This window comes from Kineosporia sp. NBRC 101677, assembly GCF_030269265.1.
Classification (GTDB): domain Bacteria; phylum Actinomycetota; class Actinomycetes; order Actinomycetales; family Kineosporiaceae; genus Kineosporia; species Kineosporia rhizophila.
Genome location: NZ_BSTA01000016.1, coordinates 133,846 through 144,722, shown reverse-complemented (window position 1 = coordinate 144,722; position 10,877 = coordinate 133,846). Strand labels below are relative to the sequence as shown.

Annotated in this window: 11 protein-coding genes and 1 pseudogene; 8 read left to right on the top strand and 4 right to left on the bottom strand. The window is 67.0% G+C overall.

All coding sequences use genetic code 11. From position 1 onward, the window contains the following. Together QSK18_RS33120 and QSK18_RS33115 are read left to right on the top strand one after the other, a co-directional pair. A pseudogene (locus tag QSK18_RS33120) lies at window positions 1–358 on the top strand (hypothetical protein); the annotation flags it as partial. A 77-nt stretch (window positions 359–435) separates the two neighbouring features. Next, window positions 436–1,146, top strand: coding sequence for an SDR family oxidoreductase (locus QSK18_RS33115; protein WP_285627562.1), 711 nt, complete (start codon window positions 436–438; stop codon window positions 1,144–1,146). A gap of 53 nt (window positions 1,147–1,199) precedes the next feature. On the opposite strand, the gene QSK18_RS33110 is transcribed toward QSK18_RS33115, so the two are convergent. Continuing rightward, complete coding sequence (locus QSK18_RS33110; RefSeq protein WP_285627559.1) at window positions 1,200–1,844, bottom strand: FMN-dependent NADH-azoreductase; 645 nt, start codon at window positions 1,842–1,844, stop codon at window positions 1,200–1,202. Between the two features lie 136 nt (window positions 1,845–1,980). Between QSK18_RS33110 and QSK18_RS33105 the strand changes: the two genes are divergently transcribed. Then, window positions 1,981–2,361, top strand: coding sequence for a winged helix-turn-helix transcriptional regulator (locus QSK18_RS33105; RefSeq protein WP_285627556.1), 381 nt, complete (start codon window positions 1,981–1,983; stop codon window positions 2,359–2,361). 9 nt (window positions 2,362–2,370) lie between these two features. On the opposite strand, the gene QSK18_RS33100 is transcribed toward QSK18_RS33105, so the two are convergent. Further along, window positions 2,371–2,913: a TetR/AcrR family transcriptional regulator gene (locus tag QSK18_RS33100; RefSeq protein ID WP_285627553.1), complete on the bottom strand. Its 543-nt coding sequence runs from the start codon at window positions 2,911–2,913 to the stop codon at window positions 2,371–2,373. A gap of 187 nt (window positions 2,914–3,100) precedes the next feature. On the opposite strand from QSK18_RS33100, the gene QSK18_RS33095 reads away from it, so the two are divergent. Further along, window positions 3,101–3,874 carry an NADPH-dependent F420 reductase gene (locus QSK18_RS33095; RefSeq protein ID WP_285627550.1) on the top strand — a complete coding sequence of 258 codons (774 nt, stop codon included), beginning with the start codon at window positions 3,101–3,103 and terminating at the stop codon, window positions 3,872–3,874. Between the two features lie 604 nt (window positions 3,875–4,478). On the opposite strand, the gene QSK18_RS33090 is transcribed toward QSK18_RS33095, so the two are convergent. After that, window positions 4,479–4,931 (bottom strand): universal stress protein, encoded by a 453-nt coding sequence (locus QSK18_RS33090; protein ID WP_285627547.1) that lies wholly within the window; start codon window positions 4,929–4,931, stop codon window positions 4,479–4,481. A gap of 3 nt (window positions 4,932–4,934) precedes the next feature. Further along, window positions 4,935–6,350: an APC family permease gene (locus QSK18_RS33085; protein ID WP_285627544.1), complete on the bottom strand. Its 1,416-nt coding sequence runs from the start codon at window positions 6,348–6,350 to the stop codon at window positions 4,935–4,937. 261 nt (window positions 6,351–6,611) lie between these two features. Here QSK18_RS33085 and QSK18_RS33080 point away from each other — a divergent pair, with 261 nt between their 5' ends. The 4 genes from QSK18_RS33080 (at window position 6,612) to QSK18_RS33065 (ending at window position 10,507) form a co-directional block, all read left to right on the top strand. Further along, entirely contained in the window at window positions 6,612–7,265 is a 654-nt protein-coding gene (locus tag QSK18_RS33080) for a hypothetical protein (RefSeq protein ID WP_285627541.1), read from the top strand. Window positions 7,266–7,354: 89 nt separating this feature from the next. Beyond that, a complete protein-coding gene (locus tag QSK18_RS33075; protein ID WP_285627537.1) occupies window positions 7,355–8,584 on the top strand; it encodes a serine hydrolase domain-containing protein in 1,230 nt (409 codons plus the stop codon). A gap of 114 nt (window positions 8,585–8,698) precedes the next feature. Then, complete coding sequence (locus QSK18_RS33070; RefSeq protein ID WP_285627534.1) at window positions 8,699–9,847, top strand: alpha/beta hydrolase; 1,149 nt, start codon at window positions 8,699–8,701, stop codon at window positions 9,845–9,847. 228 nt (window positions 9,848–10,075) lie between these two features. Then, a complete protein-coding gene (locus QSK18_RS33065; RefSeq protein ID WP_285627531.1) occupies window positions 10,076–10,507 on the top strand; it encodes a hypothetical protein in 432 nt (143 codons plus the stop codon). Window positions 10,508–10,877 lie beyond the last annotated feature (370 nt).

Below are 10,877 nucleotides of genomic sequence, written 5' to 3'. Positions count from 1 at the left end.
CGGTGATCTCCTGCTCATGCCCCGTGGTTTTCTTGCGCAGTGGCCGGGTGGGTACGCCGAACCACCGCAGCCACTCGATCCTGCCCAGGACGTTTCTCCCACGACGGAGGAGAAGCTGGAGCTGGTTGCCGGCGGGCGCGGCATCCTGGTCCTCCCGACCTCCACCTCGCGCTACTACGCACACCCAGATGTGCGCTACGTGCCGGTCGTCGATCTACCCGCGGCCGACGTGTGCCTGGTGACCGAAGCTCGTCGCAACCACGCAGTGCTGCAGGATCTCGAGCGGATCGCGCAGTCGATTCCGGCCGGCGTCTATTCCGGCCGTATCGATGCCGATGCGGCATCAACTGGGACCTGACCGGTCTTGGACGTCGTCGCCCGCGCCACCGCAACCTAAGCGGCGTCCACGAACGTCTCGACACAAGGGAACTGCGCATGGCACTCACCTCTTCCTCCCGGGTCCTGATCCTGGGCGGCACCAGCGGAATGGGGCTGGCGGTAGCGACCGCGGCCGCCGCAGCGGGCGCGCAGGTGCTGGTCGGCTCCCGATCCGGCAAGCCGACGTCCGCCCAGCCCGCAGGACTCACCACCCGGCAGGCGGACGTCACAGATTCCGCCTCTCTCGTGGACTTTTTCGCCCAGGCCGGGGAGTTCGATCACCTCGTGTACACCGCCGGCGACGCTCTCGCCCGGACCACCATCGCCGAGTACTCCCCCAAAGAGGCCAAGGAGTTCTTCGAGGTCCGCTTCTTCCGGGCCCTCGACACGGTCCGACTCGCCCTGCCGACCCTCCGCAAGAACGGCTCGATCACCCTGACCTCCGGCGCAGGGGCCTACGCAGGTGGTGCCGGACGACTGCTGGGCGCCACAGTGGCGGGCAGCGTCATCACCGCTGGGCGCTCGCTGGCCATTGAGCTGGCGCCGATCCGGGTCAACGTGGTGGCACCGGGCCTGGTCCGCACCCCGCTGTGGTCTGACCTACCCGAATCGGCCGCCGAGCAGTTCTTCGCCCAGGCCGCCACCCACACCCTGACCGGGCGCGTACCCACCGCCGAGGACGTGGCCAAGACCTACCTGCACCTGATGGACGCCGACGCCGTCACCGGGACTGTGTCGATCGTGGATTCCGGCAGCCTGCTTGCTTGAACGGCCCCGGCGGATGGCATTTCAAACGGCCGGGCGGGCGGTGACGGTTCAGGTCACGCGGCGTTCCCTGGGCGGAAGGCGAAGGATCTGCCAAGCCTGCGAGCCTGGTCATGGGCCTCGGCTATCGATGCCTCGAACATCGGGACCAGGTCGGCCATCAGTGGAACCACGGGGGCCAGACCGAACGAGGGGGTGAGGACGTGCAGGTCCAGCCCCAGTTCCAGACCCAACATGGTGTGCAGGTGGGGCACCAGGTGGTCACGTCCATGGTGCGGCGCACCTTCCATGTAGGCACCACCACGCGAGGAGACCACGAGAGCCGGTCGGCCCTGCGCCGGGGCGCCTTCAGACATAGCAATCGTGCGTCCCACCACGGCCACCTGGTCGATCCAGGCCTTGAACACCGACGGAAGGCCATAGTTGTACAGCGGCACCGTGAAAAGGTAGCCGCCCGCGCCCAGGAACTCGTCGATCAGCTCGTCCTGAATACCTCGAGCCGCAACGACTTCCGGGCTATATGTCGATGGGTCGGTGAGGCGGGCGGTCAGGCCGGCCGCGCTCAGGTGAGGGACAGGGGAGACGGCCAGGTCCCGGTGAACGATCGGGCCGCCCCAGGCGTCGAGGAACGTGCGGGCGACCTGACGCGAAAGGGACTCGGCGTTCAGCAAAGTGGCGTCGATGTGCAACAGGTAGGACATGATTCTCACTCCGTGGATGACGCGCACGACTTGTGCACGCTCCGATCATGCGACAGGATTTTCTGCCTTACAAAAGGCACTTTGGAGTGCGTTCTAGTACACACATCGGTGTGCGTGGTGAAGGGGCGGTTGGCTGATGGCAGACACCGAAGCGGTTCGAGTCCAGAATTGCGGGATTCTGCTGGCCGACAAAGAGGCATTCGTCCGGGAGATCCTGGACCGGGTCGGGGACAGATGGAGCCTGCTGGTGCTGGGTCACCTACGAGAAAAGCCCCACCGCTATTCCGGACTGGTGAAGGTGGTACCGGGCATCTCACAGCGGATGCTCACCGTCACACTCAAGCAGCTGACCGATGACGGACTGCTGCGGCGGCAGGCCTACGCGGAACTGCCTCCCAGGGTGGAGTACTCGCTCACACCCCTGGGAGAAAGCTTCCTGGACACGGCTTCGGCCTTCGTCCGGTGGACTGTGCTGCACCACGACGAGATTCAGGCAAACCGGCAGCGTGACGTCTGAAAGGGCCGGTCACCTCGGCATCAGCTCGGGTAGCGGCGTCGCGCCGGCCGGGCTCAGGCCGTCAATGACGATGACCAGGTAGCGCCGCCACAGTCCCGCGGGCGCGTCAGGTTGAAGACCGGCTGTGTGCACCGCGGCGCAGAGCATCATCAGGACATCCGCCCCCGTGACATCGGCCCGGATGGCCTCGTGGGTACGAGCTCGGTCGACCAGCACCTCTACGGCCGCACGTAGCTCTACCAGGACGGCCGCCACCGCGGCGTCGCTTTCGCCGGTGGCCTGCAGAAACGCCACGTCCTGCCGCTGCAGGCTCTCCCCGGCCTCGGCCAGGAACTCCCACAGAGCCGTACCCGGGTCCTGGGCGTCCCATCGTTGCTGGGCGGCGACGGTGAGCCTGCTGAAGTGAGCACCCACGACGGCCGTGATCAGGTCTTCCTTCGTGGCGAAGTGGCGGAAGACGGTGCCCTTGGCCACCCCGGCCCGCCGCGCGATGTCGGCGATCGAGGTCTCACTGCCTCGCTGAGCGAACTCGATCTCGGCCGCAGCTAGCAACGACGCACGATTGCGAACCGAATCGGCACGGGGCGGACGGGGGTCGGCAGGCACGAACGCGATCCTACTATCTTGACCGCCCGGTCACTTTTGCCGTAGCCTCCAACAACATGACCGTGCGGTCATTTTACGGGTGGGCCAATGTCGTCCCATGATCGAGATTGTCTGACAGAGGAAGTTGACTTCGTTGGCAACCTTGGGCGTCATCGGCACCGGCAACCTTGGGCTCAAAATTGCCCAGCTCGCCATCGCGGCGGACCTGGAGGTGGTGCTGTCCAACTCGCGCGGGCCCGAGAGCCTTACTTCAGCCGTGGCCCAGCTCGGCGAACGAGCCCACGCCGCAACGTCGGTCGAGTCGGCCGAAGCCGGTGACTGGGTCCTGCTCAGCGTCCCCCTCGCTGTGGTGGGACAGCTCCCCCGGGCCGCGCTGGCCGGCAAGGTCGTCCTGGACACCACCAACTACTACCCGTCCTGGCGCGACGGCTACATCGAGGTGCTCGACTCCGGGAAGATGACCACCTCTGAGCTCGTTCAGCAGACCCTGCCGGAGGCCCTGCTGGTCAAAGCGTTCGCCAATATCAGTGACCAGCACGTACTTCCCCTGGCCCGACCTGAGGGTGCCGGGGATCGCTCAGCCATGCCGATCGCCGGTGACAGCCTTCGGGCCAAGGCCTCGGCGGCGGAGCTGATCAGCCGCCTGGGGTACGACACCGTGGACGTGGGCCTGTTGAGTGAGAGCTGGCGCTTCGAACCCGAGACCCCAGCCAGCGCCCGGGCCTATTTCGCCGACGTCCGAACCCTGGACTCGGGCCTGATCAGGGTCGCCGAGCTGATCGCGGCCGGCCGCTCACCGATGGAGGTGGACTTCCGCGACCAGGGGGCGCCCCTGTCCCCGGAGCGCCTTCGCACTCTGCTCGACGAATCGCCCCGGGTGCTCACCGCAAACCGCAAAACGCCCTGACTGCAGCTGGTCACGGGAACCTCGGGGGGATAGACCGAGCACGGTGGCCGTGGCGACGTCGGCCAGGTGTACGGCCAAGGAAGGGCTCAGTTGTCGCAAAAGCCGGTCTCCCAGAAGCCTTTCCTATGCGCTCCGCGCGCCACTGCGGCGGACTGCCTGGCACTCAGCGGCCTGGACGGCCCGTAGCTCCTGCGCCACCAGCACACCCAACCGGCTCATGGCGTCCCTGACAGTGGCCTGATCGTCCAGGCCGTTCAACGGTTCCCACATCGCCTCGCGGATGGGCATCGCGCAGACCTGACTCCGTCGCCACCGCCAGCAGTGGAGGACCAGAGGCAAGAAGAGATGGCGAAAGGAGGGCAGCCGCAAGTCAGTTCCGGGAAGTCCAGTACGTCACCCATGGCTGAGCAATAGGGCTCACCGCACCTCTCAGGGTGAAACCCCCACATGCAGGGACGAACGCGCGAGCTACGGTCTCCGCCGAACGGTGTACAGGCAGGGCGCAGCGGTGAGCGCTCCAGCTGATCGAGACGTTCGAGGTGGCCATCCGTTCCCAGTCTTCCCCACGGGCGGCGTGCGCGCGCCCGCCGCCCGTCGGTGCAGGTCAGCGACCGGTGCGCGAAGGCCGGCAGATCAGGACGGGGCAGGGCGCGGAGTGCTGTACCCGAGAGGCCGTGGATCCTAGCAGGATCGTCGTCGTGAGCCCGCGATCGCCCGAGGCCAACGAGATCAGTCCGGCATCAGCTTCTTCTGCGGCCCGGATGATCTCCGCGGCCGGTGAACCGCTGCGCACCTGGCGGTGGATGACCGGGCCCCAGTCCTCGAAGAGGCCGGCCACCAGGTCCACCGCGGCCGCCGCCTCGGCCTGGAAGCTGAAGTCGGTGGGCTCGGTGTTGCGGCGCTCGGTGATCTCGTTGGCGAACGGGACCGCCGCGTAGGGGCTGACCACGGCCACGACGGTGACGTCGGTGATCTCGCGGGAGTCGGCGATGTGCTGGAACTGCCGGGCCCCGGCGAGGGAGGCCACCGATCCGTCGGTGGCGACGATCACGTGCATGACTCACAACCCCTTGTCGGTCGGCTCGGCGCCGGATGTCCTTGCCCTGCCGAAGAAGTGCTCGGCCAGAAAGAGCACCAGGCCGATGGCCAGCAGACCGGCCACCCACAGCAGGGAACCCGGGTCGTCGTAGACGGTGTAGACCAGCACGACCAGGTTGCCGACGATGCCCAGGACCAGCAGAGCGGTGTTGGCCCGGTAGGTGTCCGGCGTCTCGTCGGTACCCCGCAGCTTCAGGCAGGCCACGATCACCAGCGCGTAGATGAACAGCAGGAACACCACGGTGATGGTGGCCAGCCGGTCGACGATGTCCAGGTCCGACCCGCCGAGCTGGATCAGCGCGCCGATCAGCAGCAGCACCCCGACGATCCCGGAACCGAAAAGCAGCGCGACATAAGGGCTGCGGCGGGTGGGGTGGACGCGGGCGAACACCGAGGGCACCACGTCCTCGCGGGCCATGCCGTACAGGATCCGAGACTGCGCGATCACCGTCACCAGAGCGGTGTTGCTGATCGCGGTCATGGCGATCAGGCCGAACACGATCAGCATGAAGTCCACCGAGAGCGGCAGCAGGTCGGCCCGGATCACCTCCAGCAGGGTGTTGCCGGACAGCGTCTCCATCGGCACGGCCAGGGCGGCGGCGATCGAGACCAGCACGTAGACGACACCCGCCGTCAGCATGCCTCCGATCAGGGCTCTCGGGAACGCCCGGGAGGGATCGATGGTCTCCTCGGCCACGTTCGCGGCGTTCTCGAAGCCCGTCATTGCGAAGAAGGCGAGCGAGACCCCGGACACCACGGCGATGGCCTTGCTGCCCTCCCCGCTGAACTCCAGCAGCACCCCTGGTTCGGAGACACCGGTGAACAGCGCGATCGCACCGATGACCATGATCAGCAGCAGGCCGCTGATCTCGATGAAGGTCATGATCACGTTGACCACGACGGACTCGCTGATCCCGATCAGGTTGATGAGGGTGATCACGGTGATGAAGGCGAGCGCGATCAGCAGCGTCGGCACGACCGCGTCCTCGGACATCCCGACGACCCCGGCGAAGTACCGGACGAAGCCCGAGGCCAGCGAGCCGACGGCGGCCATGTTGGCCGACAGCATGCAGATCGTGATGAAGAAGGTGAGCACCGGGCGCCGGAACGCCTTGTTGACGTAGAGCGAGGCCCCGGCGGCCTGCGGATACTTGGTGACCAGTTCGGCGTAGGCGAGCCCGGTCACCGCGGCCACCGCGACCCCGGCCAGGAAGGCGATCCAGAAGGCGCCACCCACGGACGCCGCCACGAGGCCGATCAGGACGTAGATGCCGGAGCCGAGGACATCACCGACCACGTAGAAGTAGAGCTGCCTACCCGTGATCGAGCGTCTGAGCTCGCTGTGCTCAGCGACCCCTCCGGCGGCAGATGTGGTCATGAACCGAGCGTACGTTTGCAGGGTTGAGGACGTATATCAACGCATTACCCGCGGTGAACCAATATCCGCCGTTCACCTCAAAGGTCTTGCCGACCGGCCGGATCCCCAACTGCCCGACCCGTCAGAACCGTCCAGCGCCGGGGAGCGTTCGCTGCGACGGATGCACTCGGCATGTCGCACATTACGTATCAAGTAGGCAATCAGTGGTGTCCTGGTTCTGGGGGTCCGGGCATCTGGCCCAGACCTGGGGAGGGGTACGCCATGAACAGCACTGACAGCACTCTGAGACCATCCGCTCAGCGGCAGACCGGGCGGCTGGCGCTGGCCGCCTTGCTCTCGGCAATCGCCGGTGGAACGGGCACCTGCATGGTGTGGGCCACCCAGAACAGCCTTGACCCCTCCCCCACCCAGACCGTCATCGCCAGCGCTCCCGTCCTCATCGTGCTCGCGGTGGCACTGTGGCGCCTGAGCGCGCACGGCGTGCTCGCCCGGACCCCGGTGACCCGAGCCCTGACCGGCCTGCTCGCGGCCGTCGGCATCGGGTTGCTGTTCTTCGGCCTGAGCTGGGTCGACTTCGTCAACGACGATCCTCTACTCGGCATCGACACGCTGCGCACCCTGGGCGTGGTGACCGGCCTCGGGTCCGTCTTTGCGATCGTGCCCGCCCTGGTCACCTTCCTCGTCCTGGCACCGCTGACCGCCCTCCGGCCGGGACTGAGCGCGGCCAGCCTAGAGGCACTGGCGGCCGTAGTAGCTGCAGTGATCACCGGGCTCTACACCCGATGGCTGTTCGCTTACGACCCCAGCTTCAGCCCAGCGCCCGTCCTCCTGATCACGCTCTCCGCCGCGGCTCTGGCCGGCTGTTGCGCTGTCGCCGGTGTGCAGTGGGTGCTGAAGGCTCGCCCGCAGAACTGATCGCCGCAGGTGTCCCCCGCGCGAGGGACCGTCCAAATGCCCACCCTGGGGTGACGTTTTCGGGAGGTGAGATCCCTAGCGTCATCGGCATGAGGAAGTCATTTGTAGCGAGCGTCATTGCAGCGACACTGGCAGGAACCGCCATCGTCGGCGGCGTGGCCGCTCAGGCCAGAACCACCGGCGACCCGGCAGCGGCCACCTCCCGGCCGGGCCTGACCGCAACCCTGCAGTCCGACGCCGATGTACTTCAGAACTACGGCGCGCCAGGTGTTCTGGTCAAATTCGATACCGCACGCGGCGACGTGCGGGTGCGCAGCGGATACGGCAACGTCGCGAGGCGCACCCCGGTCCCGTGGAACGCGAAGTTCCGGATCGGTAGCTTCACCAAGCCGTACCTGGCAGCGACCGTGCTGCAGCTCGTCGGCGAGCGCAAGCTGTCCCTGGACGACAAGGTCGAGAAGTTCCTGCCCGGCCTGATCAGCGCCAACGGCAACGACGGTCGCAAGATCACGGTGCGACAGCTTCTGCAGCACACCAGCGGCCTGCCCGAATACACCAACGCCATGACGTCCATGGGCACCGTGGAGGGGTTCCAGAAGACCCGTCTGCGCACCTGGACCAACCCTGAACTCGTCGCCCTGGCCATGCAGTTCCCGTCCGGCTTCGCGCCGGGCACCGGATGGGGCTACTCCAACACCAACTACGTCGTGGCCTCGCTCATCATCGAGAAGGTCACCGGCCGGTCCTGGCAGCAGGAGGTTCACCGGCGGATCGTCAAGCCGCTGGGCCTGCGCCACACCTATCTGCCGGGCACTACGCCGACGATCCCTCGCCCGCATGCGGTGGGCTACCAGCGCTTCCCCGGCCCGGACGCGACGCCCACCGATCCCCGCTACGGCAAGCCGATCGACGCGACGCTGCTCAACCCGTCCCTGGCCGGCCCTGCGGGCGAGATGATCAGCACCGCCGACGACGCCAACACCTTCCTGCGGGCACTGGTCTCCGGCAAGGTGCTGAGGCCCGCCGAGCTCGCCGAGATGCAGCGCACCGTGGCCACCAACGACGAGCTGCGGGCCAGGTGGCCCGGCGCCCGGTACGGCCTGGGCATCGTGTGGGCGGAGAACTCGTGCGGTGGCTACTGGAGCCACGGCGGCGACATCCCCGGATTCATGACCCGTAACGGCGTCACCCCGGACGGCTCGCGCAGCGTCATGGTGTCGATCAACACCGACTCGCTCAAGCCGAAGCCTGGAGTGAAGCTGCCCGCGGTGGACATCACCACTGATCTGGTCGACCACGCCCTCTGCAGCGCCCACTGACCTGACCCACTGCTGCGATGTCGCCGTCACCCAAGAAAGACCTTCGACATGAAAACTCTGAAGAATCAGTTTCCTTTGGCGCTCACCGTCGCTGTCACCGCCATCTTGCCCGCGGTGGGGGTCTCCGTCGCCGGCGAACCCACCGGCGCGAGCGCCAGGCCCGCCGCGGCCTCCGGCTGGGACGGCATCACTCGTGAGCAGGTGCGGATCGACCTCGGTGCGGGCTGGGTCACGAAGGCCGAGCTGACCTATCCGAGCGCCGCCCAGGGGCGCCTGCCGCTGGTCGTGTTCCTGCACGGCAGCGGACGCAACGACATGAACCAGACGCTGCCGGGCGGCAACGGCTCGACCTTCGTACCGCTCGCGCAGGCCGCCGGCCATGCGGGCTACGCGACTCTGCGCTTCAACAAGCGCGCCGTGAACGACATCGGCCCGGTCCTGACCACCGATCCGGCTCAGCTGGAGCCGAAACAGCCCTACCACCGGACCCAGCAGGACGCCGCTGCGGTGATCCGGTTCGCGGCCGGGTCGCCTCGCGTGAACCCGTCGAGGATCTTCCTGCTCGGCCACAGCGAGGGCACGAATGTTGCCGCCAACCTCGCCGCCGCCCCGAAGAGCTTCGGCATCCCGAAACCGGCCGGGGTGATCGCGATGGCTGTCATCGGCAAGCCCGTCAAACAGCTGATGACGTTCCAGGTCTACGGACGCCTGCTGCTGCAACTGCACGACGAGTTCGACCTCGACGGCGACGGCCAACTGACCGCCATCGAGGCGACCGACGGCCTGGTGGGACAGCCTCAGCAGACCGCCGACCTGTTCCGCTCCGTCCTGCTCAACGGTACGAAGCTGAAGGACGGCACCGACAAGAACCGTGACGGCCACATCGCGATCGATACCGAGGCCGGCCCGGTGCTGCGCGACCTGACCGGCATCGACGCGTACCCGAACATCCCCGGCCTGAGCACTTTCCTGGTCAGCTACATCAAGGATCTCGCCCGTTTTCCGCACGCCGGGAAGGCGCTGCCTCGGTTCTCCGGCCCGACGCTCCTGCTCAACGGCGAGAACGACCTTGAGACGCCGGCCCGGGCGGCGCTGGCCGCGGACGCGGCGGTGGCGGCAGCCGGCAACAAAGACCACACAGTGGTGATCTACCCCGGCCTCGCCCACACCATGAACGCGTCACCGAAGTTCGACGACGAGCTGGGCGAGCCGGACCAGCGGGTCGTTGCCGACGTCCAGAAGTGGCTCGAGGCACACCACTGATTAGGCGCGCGGGGGGCCTCAGCCCGGCGCCGCAACCATCCCGACCCGGACGCACCTGATTCGTGTCAGGTGAGTGTCCGGTGAGTGTCAGGTCTATTCCGGAGTTGTCCGGTCAACCGTCTGAACACCGGCCTGAGCTGAACTGATGGCGAGGTGGTCACCCGCAACGGTGGCCGCGGCAAGCCCGCTTCAGCGATGAGTTTCGTTCAATGTCGAAAGGACGAGCCGGTGAACAATGATCTGTCGGTGGGAGAGCGGCTGCGGGTACGCGGCCTGATCCTCAGTTTCGTGGCAGCCCTGGCCGCGGCGCTGAGCCTGGTCGCCACGGCGGAACCCAGTAGGGCGCTCAGCCCTGACAAGGGCGTCGTCAACGGCAGCAGCACCCTGAGCATCGGTCTCATCGAGGTCTGGCCCGGGCAGACGAGCACCTACGACTTCACCATCCCGCCGTACTCCGACAGCCAGTCGGTCGAAGCCCCTCACAGGGTTCAGGGCGTGTACATCGGACCTGGGTACTGCGCGCAACGCTGGACGTACCCGACCAGGATCGCCACGAACTCGACGCTCTGGAAGCGGGCCGGCGCCGACTTCCCACCGGGCCGCTACCAGTTGCTCGGCGACTTCTGGGTCAAGATCGTCGCCTACCGCGGCACCTGCTGACGATTCACTACGAGGCCGGCCGGCGCTGCGCCGGCCGGCCTCGTCGGTGTGCCCACGGCCCACCCAGGCGAAACTGCCCGAGGCCCACAAACGTCTCTCATTGATGACGTTGGTGGGCCCCGATCGCGAAGCCCGCACCCGCGTAGGTGGGGACCAACTCTGTTGGCCGTCCTGATGTTGGGATCACGAGCCTAAAAGTTTTCGGAGACGCTGCTTTTCAGGCAATCCGCAGTACGGGTCCGGGGCAAGCAACCGTCCGGCGACGGTTCAATGCCTTCCGCGAGCGCAGGCCCCAGCCCCCCATAATCCCCTTCTGGCCTGGGAGAGGCGTGATCACACGGTGCACCTTGGCGCCAGCTTCATAGGCATA

Bases quoted from the DNA above. Each gene is read 5' to 3' on its own strand.
- QSK18_RS33115 (WP_285627562.1), top strand. From the start codon at position 436: ATGGCACTCACCTCTTCCTCCCGGGTCCTGATCCTGGGCGGCACCAGC.
- QSK18_RS33110 (WP_285627559.1), bottom strand. From the start codon at position 1,844: ATGTCCTACCTGTTGCACATCGACGCCACTTTGCTGAACGCCGAGTCC.
- QSK18_RS33105 (WP_285627556.1), top strand. From the start codon at position 1,981: ATGGCAGACACCGAAGCGGTTCGAGTCCAGAATTGCGGGATTCTGCTG.
- QSK18_RS33090 (WP_285627547.1), bottom strand. From the start codon at position 4,931: ATGCACGTGATCGTCGCCACCGACGGATCGGTGGCCTCCCTCGCCGGG.
- QSK18_RS33085 (WP_285627544.1), bottom strand. From the start codon at position 6,350: ATGACCACATCTGCCGCCGGAGGGGTCGCTGAGCACAGCGAGCTCAGA.
- QSK18_RS33080 (WP_285627541.1), top strand. From the start codon at position 6,612: ATGAACAGCACTGACAGCACTCTGAGACCATCCGCTCAGCGGCAGACC.
- QSK18_RS33075 (WP_285627537.1), top strand. From the start codon at position 7,355: ATGAGGAAGTCATTTGTAGCGAGCGTCATTGCAGCGACACTGGCAGGA.